This is a genomic window from Myceligenerans indicum, from assembly GCF_016742955.1.
Lineage (GTDB): Bacteria > Actinomycetota > Actinomycetes > Actinomycetales > Cellulomonadaceae > Myceligenerans > Myceligenerans indicum.
In genome coordinates, this window is record NZ_JABBYC010000043.1 from 1 (window position 1) to 13,734 (window position 13,734).

Below are 13,734 nucleotides of genomic sequence, written 5' to 3' on the forward strand. Positions count from 1 at the left end.
CCTTATCGTCGGCAGCGTCAGATGTGTATAAGAGACAGTTCGTCCGTCGGGTTCGGGGGTGGGGGTGTCTGGGAGTTTGGGGGTGGGGCGTCTGACGGATGCGGTGGCTGATGATGGGCTTGGTTTGTTGGTTGGGGGGTTGAGTGAGACGTTGGTTTATGGTCCTGGTGGGGAGCGGCGTGGGGAGGGGTGTCGGGTGTTTGTGTCGTCGTATGCGCCGCGTCCGCGGATGTTGGTTTTTGGTGCGATTGATTTTGCGGCGGCGACGGCGCGGGTGGGTTCGTTCTTGGGGTATCGGGTGACGGTGTGTGATGCGCGGCCGGTGTTTGCGACGGCGACGCGTTTTCCGGATGCGGATGAGGTGGTGACTGATTGGCCGCATCGGTATCTGGCGGCTGAGGTGGCTGGGGGGCGGGTTGATGGGCGCACGGTGGTGTGTGTGTTGACGCATGATCCGAAGTTTGATGTGCCGGTGTTGGAGCTTGCGTTGGGTTTGGGGGTGGCGTATGTGGGGGCGATGGGTTCGCGTCGTACGCATGAGGATCGGTTGGCTCGTCTGGTGGAGGCGGGGGTTCGGGAGGATGAGTTGGCGCGTTTGCACAGTCCGATCGGTTTGGATCTGGGGGCGCGTACTCCGGAGGAGACGGCGGTGAGTATTGCTGCGGAGATCGTCTCGGCCCGTTGGGGAGGTTCGGGCCATGCCCTGACGGAGACGGACGGCCGCATCCACCACGATGCCTGAGGACCCCTCCCATGAGTTGCGACTCCCAGGGCGCTGTGCTCGCCTGAACGGGTGGCGGCGTCGCCGCCAAGGTGTGGCGGAGGATGGTCGCCCCGGCGTACCGTGATGCGTGTCACACCGTCACAACGCAGTGGCTGAGGAGTGTCCATGACCAGGATCGAACTCACCGTCGACGGCGCGAAGGTGTCCGACGACGTCGAACCCCGCCTGCTGCTCGTGCAGTACCTGCGCGAACGGCTCGGCAAGACCGGAACCGTGATCGGCTGCGACACCGCGAGCTGCGGTGCCTGCACCGTCCATCTGGACGGCCGCAGCGTGAAGTCGTGCAACGTCCTGGCCGTCCAGGCCGACGGCGCCGAGATCACCACCATCGAGGGACTCGCCGCGGACGGGGAGGCGTCCGGCGCCGACGGGCAGCTCCATCCCGTGCAGGAGGCGTTCCACGAGTGCCATGCCCTGCAGTGCGGGTTCTGCACACCCGGCATGATCATGCAGACCGCGGACCTGCTCGCCGAGAACCCCCACCCGACCGAGGACGAGATCCGCCAGGGACTGGAGGGCAACCTCTGCCGGTGCACCGGCTACCACAACATCGTGCGCGCCGTGCAGTACGCGGCGAACGGAACGTCCGCCACCCCCGGGACCGGTGCCGCGGCACAGCCCGCGGCCGGGTCCGGGACCATCGACGGAGGTGCGGCATGACCACGACGGAAGAAGCCCCCGCGGCCCCCGCGGACGAGATCGGCCGCGACCGGCGTCGCAAGGAGGACCGCCGCCTCATCACCGGGCGCACCCACTGGACCGACAACATCGTGCTGCCCGGCACGCTGCACCTGGCCATGGTGCGCAGCCCCTTCGCCCACGCGAACATCACCGGGATCGACACCCGGGCCGCCGCCCAGGCCCCGAACGTCGTCGCGGTGCTGACCGGCACCGACCTGGCCGCGACCCAGGGAGTGCTCGCCAACGCCTGGCCCATCACGCCGGACCAGGTGACACCCGAGCACAAGCCGGTCGCCGTCGACCGTGTCGCCTTCGCCGGTGAGATCGTCGCCGTCGTCGTCGCCCGCAGTGCCGCCGCGGCCGCCGATGCCGCCGACCTGGTCGACGTCGACTACGACGAGCTGCCCGCCGCCCTCGACCTCAGGACCGCCGCCGCGGCGACGCCCGAGAACGGCGGCGCCATCGCCCATCCCGACCTGGGCACGAACAACTCGGCCCAGTGGATCTTCGACTCCGCGCAGGCCGGCACCGGGGGCAACGTCGAGGACGCCATCGCCGCCGCGCGCGCCGACGGCATCGTCATCGAGCGCGAGTACCGCCAGCAGCGCCTCATCCCGGCGTTCATGGAGCCCCGCTCCGTCGTCGTGGACCCCACGGGCGAACAGATCACCGTCTGGTCCGCCACCCAGATCCCGCACATCGCCCGCTTCCTCCTGGCCGCCACCACGGGCGTGCCCGAGTCGAAGATCCGCTACATCGCGCCCGACGTCGGCGGCGGTTTCGGCGGCAAGCTCCAGACCACCCCGGAGGAGTGGGCGGCGTTCGCCGTCGCGCGCCGCTTCGGCAAGCCCGTCAAGTACACCGAGACTCGCTCGGAGTCCCTCCAGTCCGCCCACCACGGCCGCGACCAGTGGCAGAAGCTCACCCTCGCGGCCACGAACGACGGCACCGTCACCGGCCTCAAGGTGGAACTCCTCGCCGACCTCGGCGCCTACGTCGCCCTCGTGGGCGGCGGCGTGCCCGTCCTCGGCGCGTTCATGTTCAACGCCATCTACAAGTTCCCGGCCTACCGGTTCGACTGCCGCACCGTCCTGACCAACAAGGCCTGGACCGACGCCTACCGCGGCGCGGGACGCCCGGAGGCCACGTTCGCCATCGAACGCCTCATGGACGAGCTCGCCGCCGAACTCGGCCGGGACCCCCTGGAGGTGCGCCGCCAGAACTGGATCACCCACGACGAGTTCCCCTTCACCACCGTCGCCGGTCTCACCTACGACTCCGGCGACTACGAGTCCGCCACCGCCCAGGCGGTCGATGCCTTCGGCTACGAGGACCTGCGAGCCGAACAGGCCCGCAGGCGCGAGGCAGGCGATCCGGTCCAGCTCGGCATCGGCGTCTCCACCTTCACCGAGATGTGCGGCCTGGCCCCCTCCCGCGTGCTCGGCAGCCTCGACTACGGAGCCGGCGGCTGGGAGCACGCCGAGATCCGCATGCTTCCCACCGGCAAGGTCGAGGTCGTCACCGGCGCCAGCGCCCACGGGCAGGGCCACGAGACCGCCTTCAGCCAGATCGTCGCCGACCGGCTCGGCGTCCCCTTCGAGGACGTCGAGGTGCTGCACGGCGACACCCAGGTCGCCCCCCGTGGCCTGGACACCTACGGCTCCCGGTCGCTGACCGTCGGCGGGGAGGCACTGGCCCTCGCCGCCGACAAGGTCGTGGCCAAGGCCAAGCCGTGGGCCGCGCACCTGCTGGAGGCCGACCCCCGGGACATCGAGTTCTCCCGCGGGACGTTCGCCGTGTCCGGCACCGGTGAGGGCAAGACCATCCAGGAGATCGCCCTCGCCGCCTTCGCCGCCCACGACTACCCCGAGGGCATCGAGCCCGGCATCGACGCCGAGGTGACGTTCGACCCGGTGAACTTCTCCTTCCCGCACGGCACACACCTGTGCGCCGTCGAGGTGGACACGGAGACCGGCGCCGTGCGGTTGCGCAAGTACGTGTGCGTGGACGACGTCGGAACCGTCATCAACCCGCTCATCGTGGCCGGGCAGGTGCACGGCGGGCTCGTGCAGGGCATCGCCCAGGCATTGTGGGAGGAGGCGGTGTACGACGAGTCCGGCACACTGCTCACGGGCACGCTCGCCGACTACCTCGTGCCCAGCGCCGCCGACCTCATCAGCTTCGACACGGCCCACCGCAGCACTCCCGCCACCTCCAACTCCCTCGGGGCCAAGGGCGTGGGCGAGGCGGGCACGATCGCCTCCACGCCCGCCGTGGTGAACGCCGTCGTCGACGCGATCCGACCCTACGGGGTGCACGACGTCGAAATGCCCTGCACGCCCGCGCGCGTCTGGCGCGCCATCCAGGACGGGAGCGCGTCATGATCCCCGCACCCTTCGAGTACGCCCGGCCCACCAGCGTCGACGAGGCGCTCGGCCTGCTCGCCGGGTCCGACGACGCCAAGGTCATCGCCGGGGGCCAGTCCCTCCTGCCGGTGCTCCGCATGCGCCTGAACGCGCCCGAGCTGGTGGTCGACATCGGCCGCATTCCCGCGCTGCACGGCATCCGCGACGTCGCCGGCGGCGGCGCCGTGGCCGGGGGCGGCGGAGCGATCGAGATCGGCGCGATGACGCCGTACCACGAGCTGCTCGCGTCGGACGAGATCCGCACGGAACTGGGCCTCCTGCACGACGCCGTCGCGTCGGTGGGGGACCCGCAGATCCGGCACCGGGGCACCCTGGGCGGGTCGCTCGCGCACGCCGACCCCGCCGGGGACTGCGGCGCGGTGGCGCTGGCGCTGGAGGCCGAGATGGTCATCGCCGGGCCCGCCGGCGAACGGGTGGTCCCCGCCGCCGACTTCTTCCAGGACCTGTTCACCACGGCGGTCGGGGAGGACGAACTGCTCGTCGCGGTCCGGTTCCCCGTGCACCCCGGATGGGGGTCCCGGTACGAGAAGTTCGTGCGCACCGCCCAGCAGTGGCCCATCGTCGCCGTCGGCGCGTGCGTGCACATGGCCGACGGGAAGACGATCTCCGCGGCGCGGATCGGCCTGACCAACATGGGGCCGACGCCCCTGCGGGCGCGTGCCGTGGAGGAGGCGCTCGTCGGCGTGGAGCCGACGGCCCAGGCGGTGGGCGCGGCGTGCGCCGCCGTGGCCGACGGCACCAGCCCGCCGTCGGACCTCAACGGGGACGCCGACTACCGGCGCCACCTCGCGACCGTGCTCGCCCGGCGCGCCGTGCTCGCGGCGGCGGGAGCGGCGTGAGGCCGCCCGCCGCACGGGAAGGCGGCGACACATGGAACTGATCCACGAGTTCACCGTGCCCGCCGACGTCGCGACGACGTTCGCGACCTTCGACGACGTCGAGTCGGTGGCCGAGTGCTTTCCCGGCGCGCAGGTGACCTCGGTCGACGGCGACTCGTTCACGGGCTCGGTGAAGATCAAGCTCGGCCCCATCGCGCTCACCTTCAACGGCGTGGGCGAGTTCCGGGAGAGGCGGCTCGCCGAGGACGGCAGCTCGGGACGCATGGTCCTGTCCGCGAAGGGCAAGGACAAGCGCGGCAACGGCACGGCCGGGGCGGAGGCCGTCGTCGTCCTCACGCCCGGGGAAGGAACGACGGGTGGTCCGGCCACCGACGTCGAGGTCCGGACCGACCTGCAGATCGGCGGCAAGGTCGCGAGCATGGGCCGAGGCCTGGTGCAGGAGGTCTCCAACAAGATGCTCGGCCGCTTCACGGACTGCCTGGAGGGGAAGCTGACCGGCCCGGCCGGCGCTACGCGAGGCTGACGAGCTCCGCGTAGCTCTCGTTCCAGAGGTCCTCGTCGCCGTCGGGCAGGAGGAGGACGCGCTCGGGTTCGAGCGCGTCCACGGCGCCGTCGTCGTGGGTGACCATGATGACGGCGCCCTCGTACGTCTTCAGCGCGCCGAGGATCTCCGCGCGGGAGGCCGGGTCGAGGTTGTTGGTGGGCTCGTCGAGCAACAGCACGTTGGCGCTGGAGACCACGAGCGTCGCCAGGGCCAGCCGCGTCTTCTCGCCGCCGGACAGGACGTGGGTGGGCTTGTCGGCGTCGTCCCCGGAGAAGAGGAAGGAGCCGAGCACGTTGCGCACCTGCGTGTCGGTGAGGTCCGGGGCGGCGTGCCGCAGGTTCTCCACGACCGTGACGTTCATGTCCAGGGTGTCGTGCTCCTGGGCGTAGTAGCCGAGCTTGAGGCCGTGACCGGCGTCGACGGTCCCGGAGTCCGGCTGCTCGACGCCCGCGAGGATCCGCAGCAACGTCGTCTTGCCCGCGCCGTTGAGGCCCAGGATCACGACACGCGAGCCCCGGTCGATCGCCAGGTCCACGCCGGTGAACACCTCCAGCGACCCGTACGACTTGGACAGACCCGACCCGGTGATCGGCGTCCTGCCGCACGGCGACGGCGTCGGGAACCGCAGCTTGGCCACGCGGTCCGTCTGGCGCACGCCCTCCGCGCCGTCCAGCATCTGCTCGGCACGGCGGATCATGTTCTGCGCGGCCGTCGCCTTCGTGGCCTTCGCGCGCATCTTGTTCGCCTGGGACATGAGCGCCGCGGCCTTCTTCTCCGCGTTGTCGCGCTCGCGGCGGCGCCGGCGCTCGTCCGTCTCCCGCTGCTTCTGGTAGTTGTCCCACCCCATCGCGTACTGGTCCAGCTCACCGCGGTTCGCGTCCAGGTGGAACACCTTGTTGACGCAGGCGCGCAGCAGGTCGACGTCGTGGGAGATGACGACGAAGCCGCCGCTGTAGGTCTTGAGGTAGTCGCGCAGCCAGGCGATGGAGTCGGCGTCGAGGTGGTTGGTGGGCTCGTCGAGCAGCAGGGTGTCGACACCGGAGAACAGGATGCGCGCCAGCTCGATCCGGCGGCGCTGGCCGCCCGAGAGGGTGTGCAGCGGCTGCGACAGCACGCGCTCGTCCAGTCCCAGGTTCGCGGTGATGACCTGCGCCTCCGCCTCGGCGGCATAGCCGCCCGCGGCGAGGAAGCGGGCCTCCAGCTTGGGGTAGCGGTCCAGGGCCTTGGCCATGGTGTCCGGGTCGGCCGAAGCCATCTCGCCCTCGGCCTGCCGCATCCGCGTGATCAGCTTGTCCAGCTCGCGGGCGGACAGCACGCGGTCCATCGCGATGACGTCGAGGTCGCCCGTGCGGGGGTCCTGGGGCAGGTAGCCGATCTCGTTGCCGCGCGTGATCTGGCCTGCGGCAGGGAGGGTCTCTCCGGCCAGGGTCTTGGTGAGCGTCGTCTTTCCGGCGCCGTTGCGGCCCACCAGCCCGATCCGGTCGCCCGGGGAGACCCGGAACGTCGCGGGCTTCAGCAGTGCGCGGGCGCCGAAACGCAGTTCCACGCCATGGGCGGTGATCACGGGATGAGGGTCCTTCGGTGTTCGAGGGAGTGCGGTGTTCGCGGGAGTGCAGGGCCCATGGCGGCCGAGCCGAACGGGGGCCGGGCCAGTCTACGCAGTCGTCACGGGCGGACGCAGTGAGCTACGTCGCGCCCGCGCCGGCCGGGCCGCCTGCTCACGGGTGGCCGGCCGTCAGTGGAGCTGGGCGTCGATGAGGGCGTCCTCGTCGTCGGAGTCGGCCGTGGGACGGGACAGCAGGCCACGGCGGGCGCCGGGCGCACCGTCCGGGCGCCGGGCGCGCGACGTCGTCCCGCCCGTGGCGGCGTCGACGTCCGGAGCGGCCAGCAGCAGGTCCCCGGCCGACACCGTCGCGCCCCGCAACGCCCCGCGCTCGCGCCGCCACAGGAGCACGTACCCCGCGATCGCGCCGACGGAGAACACCGCCCACTGGAACGCGTAGCTCAGGTGCGAGCCGGGGTCGGTGCTGGGCTCGGGCAGTGCGGCGGGTGCCGTCGCGGGGCGGGGCGACTCGGTGCGCAGCGCCCCGTAGGCGCCGACCGTGCGGCCGTCGGCCCAGCCCGCGCCGTCGGCGCCGGCCGCCAGGACCTGGGCGGTCGAGATCGCCTGGACCTGACCGGGGGGTGCGCCGCGGGAGGAGGGCGGCTCGTCGCCGCGCAGGGATGCCGTCACCTCGACCTCGCCGCGGGGAGGCTCCGGCACGAACGCGGGGGCGCTCCCGTCCGTGCCCAGGGGGACGAACCCGCGGTCGATCACGACGACGATCCCGTCCGGCGCGGCCGGGTGGGACGCGACGAACGGCACGAGCACGTGGTAGCCCGGCGTGGAGTGCACGGGGCGGTTGCGCAGCAGCACGGTCGCCCCGGTCTCGTAGTGCCCGGTGAGGGTGACGGGCTGCCAGACCGCGTCGTCGGGCACCACGGCGCCGGGGCCGTCGAGGATGTCGCTCACCGGCACCGGATCGGCGGACCAGTTCGTCTCGATCAGGTCGATCTGGGCGCTGCGGTTCTCGTACCGGTTCCACTGCCAGCGGCCCGCGACCAGGCACAGCGCGGCCAGCAGCACCGCGGCGACGCCGAGGATCACCCATTGCCTGGTGGTGCGGGGGGCGCGCGCCTGACCGGCTGGGCTCACGCGGGTTCCTGACGGTCCAGCTCACCGGCGGGCACGGTGTGCCGCAGGAAGCCCCGTGCGGACAGGAACTGTCCGAGGTGTTCGCGGTGGTCGTCGCACGCGAGCCACACCTTGCGGCGCTCGGGGGTGTGCAGGCGCGGGTTGTTCCACAGCAGGCCCCAGCCGGCCTCCGCACGGCAGCCCTTGGCGCTGCAGACCAGTTCGCCGACCGCGTCGGGCGCCGGGACGGAGCCGCCCGTTCCCAGGACATCCATCAGTTCTTCTTCTCCACGGGTTCGTCACGCACGTCGTCGAGCAGGGCGTCGCCGTCGATCACGGCGTGGCCGGCGGCCTCGTCGTCCCGGCCGGGGGAGTCGTCCCCGTCGTCGCCCGGCGGCAGGGCGACCGGGTCCCCGGGCACGTAGGCCTGCGCGTCTAGCGGCGTGCGGTTCGGCCCGGCGTTGACGAAGACCACCGCGGTGTACGGCAGCACCACCGCCCCGACCGCGAGCGTCCAGCCGAGCCAGGTGAGCCCCGTGGTGAGGCAGAGGATCGCACCGACGAAGCACAACAGGCGGATCCCCATCTGGATGAGATACACCTTGGCGCGCCGCGCCTGGTCGTCGTCGAGCGACTCGGGGACCGACGTGATCGACTGGACCTCGGGCTCGGCGGAACGGGGAGCCTTGCTCATCACCCCAGTCTACGAGCCCTCCGCTCCGGCCCGTGCCGCCCGCTCGTGCCGCCGGCACGCGCGCCCGGGCGTCAGCCGGGTGGCCGGCCCACGTGCGTGAGCACGGCGGAGGAGCGTTCCCAGGCCGACCAGGGGACCTCGGCGGGAGCCTCCAGCAGGGAGTAGGTGGCGGTCGGCACGCCGACACGCACCTGGGCCAGCGCCGCGTCGTCCGAGCCGGGACCGGCCAGGAAGGCGGCGGTCGCGGCCATCGTGGGCTCGTGACCGATCACCAGGACGGTGCGTGCGCTCTCGTCCAGGTCGGCGACGAGCCCGAGCACGTCGCTCACCCGGGCGTTGTACAGGGCGTCCGTGACCACGACGGTGGGCACGCCGCTACGCCTGCCGTTCAGCCCGCCCTTGGCCAGGTTCCACGTCTGGCGCGTGCGCAGCGCGGAGGAGACGAGCACGACGTCGGGCGCGGCGCCGAGCGCGACGAGCGCCGCTCCCAGCCCCGCCGCCTGCGTCCGCCCGCGCAGGGCGAGCGGACGCAGCGCGTCGTCGGAGGCCGTGGCCGGCTCGGCCTTGGCGTGACGCAACAGGACGAGCCGACGCATCGGCGTCACGGGCGACACCTCCTCGCGATGCCTGGCCACGATGTCTCCTTCCGGTTCTTGCGGTGCCTCCCCGGTGGGGGATCCGGCGGTTACTGGCCCATGGCGTGCACGCCGCCGTCGACGTGCACGATCTCGGCCGTGGTGGCCGGGAACCAGTCGCTGAGCAGAGCCGCGACGGTTCGCGCCGTCGGCTCCGCGGTGGTCTGGTCCCAGCCGAGCGGTGCGCGCTGCGGCCAGTTGGCCTCCATCTGCTCGAAGCCGGGGATCGACTTCGCGGCGGTCGTCTTGATCGGCCCGGCGGAGACCAGGTTGCAGCGGATGCCGTGCGGGCCCAGGTCGCGGGCCAGGTAGCGGTTGGCGGCCTCCAGGCCGGCCTTGGCCACGCCCATCCAGTCGTACACGGGCCAGGCGAACTGCCCGTCGAAGGTCAGCCCGACGATCGCGCCGCCGTCGGTCATCAGCGGCTTGGCGGCGACGGCGAGCGCCTTGTAGGAGTAGGTCGAGATCTGCAGCGCGGTGGCCACGTCCTCCCACTCGCCGGACAGGAAGTTGCCGCCCATGACGCTCTGCGGGGCGAAGCCGATGGAGTGCACGACGCCGTCGAGCCGGTCGAACCCGGCCTCGCGGACGGCGTCGGCGAGACCGGCGAGGTCCTCCTCGCTGGTGACGTCGAGCTGGACCACCGGGGGTGGCGTGTCACCCGGAAGGCGCTTCGCGAACGCGCTCGTGAGCTTCATCTGCCGGCCGAACGACGACAGGACGACGTCCGCGCCCTCCTCGATCGCCAGACGCGCCGTGTGGAACGCGATCGACGAGTCCGTGAGAACTCCGGTGATGAGCAGCTTCTTGCCTTCGAGGAGACCCATGTTGTCCTTCCGGTGAATGTGCGGCGCGCTCTCGCGCCGTGCCCGCACTGGGTGTGAGCGTAACGGTGTGACCGCGCGCGAGGAAAACTCCCCGGGTCGCGCGGCTGGTGGAGGATGTTTCCGGGCGGGGGTGTCTGGTCAGTGCCCCATGCCCATGCCGCCGTCGACGGGGATGACGGCTCCGGTGATGTAGGCGGCGGCGTCGGACGCGACGAAGGCGACGACCCCGGCCACCTCCTCGGGCCGGGCGAAGCGGCCGGCGGGGATTCCGTCGAGGTAGAAGTCCCGCGTCTTGGGGGGAAGCTCGGCGGTCATGTCGGTCTCGATGAACCCGGGGGCGACGACGTTCGCGGTGATGCCGCGCCCGCCGAGCTCGCGCGAGATGGAACGGGCCATGCCGACCAGGCCCGCCTTGGAGGCGCCGTAGTTCACCTGGCCCGGGACGCCGTAGAGCCCCACGAGGGAGCCGATGAGCACGATCCGGCCGTAGCGCTTGCGGATCATGCTCTTGGCGGCGCGCCGCACGCAGCGGAAGGTGCCGGTCAGGTTCACGTCGACGACCTGCTCGAACTCCTCGTCCGACATGCGCATCAGGAGCTGGTCCTTCGTCACGCCGGCGTTGGCGACGAGGACCTCCACGGGCCCGAGGTCCTGCTCGATCTGCGTGAAGGCGTCGTTCACGGCGTCCGTGTCGGTGATGTCGGCCTTGTAGCCGTGCACACCCTCGGGCAGCTCGCCCCCGCGATACAGGGTCGCGACACGGTCCCCGCCGGCGACGAACTGTTCGGCGATGGAGCGGCCGATGCCGCGTGCGGCGCCGGTCACGACGACGACGCGGCCGGCGGCGGAATCCTGGTTCTCGGTCATGGTTGCGACGCTACCCGTGCGACACGCCGGACGGCGCTGCGCGACGCGCCACGCGCCGGGCACCGCCCGTTGTGGGGTTCCGACAATATCAATTCGTGACCTCCGCCGGCCTGCCGGGACGACTCCCGATGTCCGGTCAGGCGGCCGTCACGGCGCGGTACACGTCCATCGTGTCCTCGGCGATGGCCGCCCAGGAGAAGTGCTCCCGGGCCCGGCGGCGGCCGGCCTCGCCCATCGCGGCGGCGCGCGCGGGGTCGGAGACCACCGCGTCGAGGGTCGCGGCCAGGTCCGCGACGAACCGGTCGGGGTCGAGCGGCGTCCCGGTGCCGTCGTCGGCCTGCTCGATCGGGACGAGCGCGCCCGTGACGCCGTCGTCCACGACCTCCGGGATGCCGCCGGTCGCCGTGGCGACCACGGGCAGGCCGACGGCCATCGCCTCGAGATTGACGATGCCGAGCGGCTCGTAGACGCTCGGGCAGACGAACACGGTGCCGGCGGCGAGCACGGCCACGAGTTCCTCGCGCGGCAGCATCCGCTCGATCCAGACGATCCCGCCGTCGCCGTCGCCGTCGCCGGCGCCCCGCGCCTCCCGCAGCCCGTCCACCAGGCCCCTGACCTCGTTCATCAGCTCCGGCGTGTCCGGAGCTCCGGCGCACAGGACGACCTGCACGTCGTGCGGCAGCGCGGCCGCGGCCCGCAGCAGGTACGGCAGCCCCTTCTGGCGCGTGATCCGCCCCACGAACACGACCGCCGGGCGGTCCGGGTCGATCCCGAGGCCCCGCACCGTCCGCTCGGCCTCGTCCACGGCGTGGCCGGCCGGGCGCCGCCATCCGGACAGGTCGATCCCGTTGTGCACGACATGCACCCGGGCGGGGTCGAGGTCGGGGTAGCAGCGCAGGATGTCGCGGCGCATGCCGCCCGAGACCGCGATGATGGCCGAGGCGCCCAGGTAGGCCGTCCGTTCCGCCCACGACGACACGGCGTAGCCGCCGCCGAGCTGCTCGGCCTTCCAGGGCCGCAGCGGTTCGAGGGAGTGCGCCGTGACGACGTGCGGCACGTCGTGCAGCAGCCCGGCCAGGTGTCCGGCCAGGTTGGCGTACCAGGTGTGGGAGTGCACGACGTCGGCCCCGGCGCAGTCCCGCGCGATCTCCAGATCGGTGCCGAGGGTGGCCAGCGCCGGGTTCGCGCCGGCGAGCCCGGCGGGGGTGAGATAGCCGGTGACCGCGGGGGCGGGCTGTGCGGGGCCGACGGCTTCCGTCCCGGGCTCCTCCGGGCCGAAGTGGCGCACCCGTACGTCGGCGAGCGGCGAGAGGACGCCCGCCAGCTCTGTGACGTGCACCCCCGCCCCGCCGTAGACGTGCGGCGGGTACTCGCGGGTCAGGAGGTCGACGGTGAGGCGGGACGACGGCGGCTGCGGCTGCGGAGCGGTCACGCCTCAGACGTTACCGAGGATTCGTCTCCGCCATTTGCCCGGCGCGGGTTCCGGGATGCAGCCCGAGGCAATATCGTCTGAGACATGGCCTCCCCCCGTGTCCTCGCGATCGTCCTTGCCGGAGGCGAGGGAAAGCGCCTGATGCCGCTCACCGCGGCGCGCGCGAAGCCCGCCGTCCCGTTCGGCGGGATCTATCGCCTGGTCGACTTCGCACTGTCCAACATCGTCAACTCCGGCTATCTGCGGGTCGTCGTGCTGACCCAGTACAAGTCCCACTCGCTGGACCGGCACATCTCCAAGACATGGCGGATGTCACCGCTGCTGGGGAACTTCGTGGCGCCGGTCCCGGCGCAGCAGCGCGTCGGCAAGCACTGGTACCTCGGCAGCGCGGACGCGATCTACCAGTGCCTGAACGTCATCGAGGACGAGCGGCCGGACATCGTCGTGGTGGCCGGTGCCGACCACGTGTACCGGATGGACTTCTCCCAGATGGTGGACGCCCACATCTCCTCGGGGGCGCGTGCGACGGTCGCCGCGATCCGCCAGCCGCTGTCCATGGCGGACCAGTTCGGCGTCATCGACGTGCAGCCGGACGACCCCACGCGGATCCGGGAGTTCCTGGAGAAGCCGTCCGACGCCGCCGGGCTGGCCGACGCCCCGGACAAGGTGCTCGCGTCCATGGGCAACTACGTGTTCGACGCCGACGCCCTGGTCGAGGCCGTCACCCGTGACGCCTCCAGCAGCGGTTCCCGGCACGACATGGGCGGTGACATCATCCCGGCGTTCGTCGACGCCGGGGAGGCGGGTGTCTACGACTTCATCCGCAACGACGTGCCCGGCTCCACCGATCGGGACCGCGACTACTGGCGCGACGTGGGAACCATCGACTCGTTCTTCGAGGCGAACATGGACCTGATCGCGGTCCAGCCGGTGTTCAACCTGTACAACGACGAGTGGCCGCTGCTGACCGGGTACACGGGCCTGCCGCCGGCGAAGTTCGTGCACGCCGGGCCGGGCCGGATGGGGCACGCCGCGGAGTCGATCGTCTCACCCGGCGTGCTGATCTCCGGTGCGCAGGCGGTCGGTTCGGTGCTGTCGCCCGGAACCCACCTGCACTCGTGGTCGTCGGTGGGCGACTCGGTCCTCATGGACGGGGTGCAGGTGCACCGGTACGCGCAGGTGCACCGCGCGATCCTGGACAAGAACGTGATCGTGTCGGAGCGGGCCCGGGTCGGCGTCGACGGCGAGGAGGACCGCGCGCGGGGGTTCACGGTCACCGCGTCGGGGCTGACGGTCGTGCCCAAGGGCAGCGTGGTCGGGTAGCTGCGGGC

Annotated in this window: 13 protein-coding genes and 1 pseudogene; 6 read left to right on the forward strand and 8 right to left on the reverse strand. The window is 71.9% G+C overall.

Translation table 11 applies throughout. The features are described from left to right. Nucleotides 1–61 precede the first annotated feature (61 nt). The 5 genes and pseudogenes from HGK34_RS17495 to HGK34_RS17515 form a co-directional block, all read left to right on the forward strand. Nucleotides 62–742: pseudogene (locus HGK34_RS17495) on the forward strand (XdhC family protein); the annotation flags it as partial. Between the two features lie 147 nt (nt 743–889). Then, nucleotides 890–1,444 (forward strand): (2Fe-2S)-binding protein, encoded by a 555-nt coding sequence (locus tag HGK34_RS17500; RefSeq protein ID WP_207193546.1) that lies wholly within the window; start codon nt 890–892, stop codon nt 1,442–1,444. Continuing rightward, nucleotides 1,441–3,849, forward strand: coding sequence for a xanthine dehydrogenase family protein molybdopterin-binding subunit (locus HGK34_RS17505; RefSeq protein ID WP_201849779.1), 2,409 nt, complete (start codon nt 1,441–1,443; stop codon nt 3,847–3,849). Before HGK34_RS17500 ends, HGK34_RS17505 begins: the two co-directional genes overlap by 4 nt. After that, the gene (locus HGK34_RS17510) at nt 3,846–4,730 is read left to right on the forward strand and encodes an FAD binding domain-containing protein (RefSeq protein WP_201849781.1); all 885 of its coding nucleotides are present in this window, start codon (nt 3,846–3,848) and stop codon (nt 4,728–4,730) included. Before HGK34_RS17505 ends, HGK34_RS17510 begins: the two co-directional genes overlap by 4 nt. A 31-nt stretch (nt 4,731–4,761) precedes the next feature. Next, the gene (locus HGK34_RS17515) at nt 4,762–5,253 is read left to right on the forward strand and encodes an SRPBCC family protein (protein ID WP_201849783.1); all 492 of its coding nucleotides are present in this window, start codon (nt 4,762–4,764) and stop codon (nt 5,251–5,253) included. Here the strand turns inward: HGK34_RS17515 and HGK34_RS17520 are convergent. From HGK34_RS17520 to glgA, 8 genes are all read right to left on the reverse strand, one after another. Then, nucleotides 5,240–6,838 (reverse strand): ABC-F family ATP-binding cassette domain-containing protein, encoded by a 1,599-nt coding sequence (locus HGK34_RS17520; protein ID WP_201849785.1) that lies wholly within the window; start codon nt 6,836–6,838, stop codon nt 5,240–5,242. The two genes, HGK34_RS17515 and HGK34_RS17520, sit on opposite strands and share 14 nt — an antisense overlap. A gap of 171 nt (nt 6,839–7,009) precedes the next feature. Continuing rightward, the gene (locus HGK34_RS17525; protein WP_201849787.1) at nt 7,010–7,969 is read right to left on the reverse strand and encodes an SURF1 family cytochrome oxidase biogenesis protein; all 960 of its coding nucleotides are present in this window, start codon (nt 7,967–7,969) and stop codon (nt 7,010–7,012) included. Continuing rightward, nucleotides 7,966–8,223, reverse strand: a complete 258-nt coding sequence (locus tag HGK34_RS17530; RefSeq protein WP_201849789.1) for a hypothetical protein — start codon at nt 8,221–8,223, stop codon at nt 7,966–7,968. Before HGK34_RS17530 ends, HGK34_RS17525 begins: the two co-directional genes overlap by 4 nt. Then, a complete protein-coding gene (locus tag HGK34_RS17535) occupies nt 8,223–8,642 on the reverse strand; it encodes a DUF3099 domain-containing protein (protein WP_201849791.1) in 420 nt (139 codons plus the stop codon). The genes HGK34_RS17530 and HGK34_RS17535 overlap by 1 nt, the downstream gene beginning before the upstream one ends. 71 nt (nt 8,643–8,713) lie before the next feature. Continuing rightward, nucleotides 8,714–9,277 carry a SixA phosphatase family protein gene (locus tag HGK34_RS17540; protein WP_307816052.1) on the reverse strand — a complete coding sequence of 188 codons (564 nt, stop codon included), beginning with the start codon at nt 9,275–9,277 and terminating at the stop codon, nt 8,714–8,716. A 50-nt stretch (nt 9,278–9,327) separates the two neighbouring features. Further along, complete coding sequence (gene fabI / locus HGK34_RS17545; protein WP_201849793.1) at nt 9,328–10,104, reverse strand: enoyl-ACP reductase FabI; 777 nt, start codon at nt 10,102–10,104, stop codon at nt 9,328–9,330. A 138-nt stretch (nt 10,105–10,242) separates the two neighbouring features. Next, nucleotides 10,243–10,971: a 3-oxoacyl-ACP reductase FabG gene (gene fabG / locus HGK34_RS17550; protein ID WP_201849796.1), complete on the reverse strand. Its 729-nt coding sequence runs from the start codon at nt 10,969–10,971 to the stop codon at nt 10,243–10,245. A 136-nt stretch (nt 10,972–11,107) separates the two neighbouring features. After that, nucleotides 11,108–12,403: a glycogen synthase gene (gene glgA, locus HGK34_RS17555; RefSeq protein ID WP_201849798.1), complete on the reverse strand. Its 1,296-nt coding sequence runs from the start codon at nt 12,401–12,403 to the stop codon at nt 11,108–11,110. A gap of 84 nt (nt 12,404–12,487) precedes the next feature. Here glgA and glgC point away from each other — a divergent pair, with 84 nt between their 5' ends. Further along, a complete protein-coding gene (gene glgC, locus HGK34_RS17560) occupies nt 12,488–13,726 on the forward strand; it encodes a glucose-1-phosphate adenylyltransferase (protein ID WP_201849800.1) in 1,239 nt (412 codons plus the stop codon). The last annotated feature ends 8 nt before the right edge of the window (nt 13,727–13,734 follow it).

Excerpts from the sequence above, each read along its gene's own strand:
- HGK34_RS17530 (WP_201849789.1), bottom strand. The coding sequence starts at position 8,223 with ATGGATGTCCTGGGAACGGGCGGCTCCGTCCCGGCGCCCGACGCGGTC.
- HGK34_RS17510 (WP_201849781.1), top strand. The coding sequence starts at position 3,846 with ATGATCCCCGCACCCTTCGAGTACGCCCGGCCCACCAGCGTCGACGAG.
- HGK34_RS17535 (WP_201849791.1), bottom strand. The coding sequence starts at position 8,642 with ATGAGCAAGGCTCCCCGTTCCGCCGAGCCCGAGGTCCAGTCGATCACG.
- HGK34_RS17505 (WP_201849779.1), top strand. The coding sequence starts at position 1,441 with ATGACCACGACGGAAGAAGCCCCCGCGGCCCCCGCGGACGAGATCGGC.
- HGK34_RS17515 (WP_201849783.1), top strand. The coding sequence starts at position 4,762 with ATGGAACTGATCCACGAGTTCACCGTGCCCGCCGACGTCGCGACGACG.
- glgC (WP_201849800.1), top strand. The coding sequence starts at position 12,488 with ATGGCCTCCCCCCGTGTCCTCGCGATCGTCCTTGCCGGAGGCGAGGGA.
- HGK34_RS17500 (WP_207193546.1), top strand. The coding sequence starts at position 890 with ATGACCAGGATCGAACTCACCGTCGACGGCGCGAAGGTGTCCGACGAC.
- fabG (WP_201849796.1), bottom strand. The coding sequence starts at position 10,971 with ATGACCGAGAACCAGGATTCCGCCGCCGGCCGCGTCGTCGTCGTGACC.
- fabI (WP_201849793.1), bottom strand. The coding sequence starts at position 10,104 with ATGGGTCTCCTCGAAGGCAAGAAGCTGCTCATCACCGGAGTTCTCACG.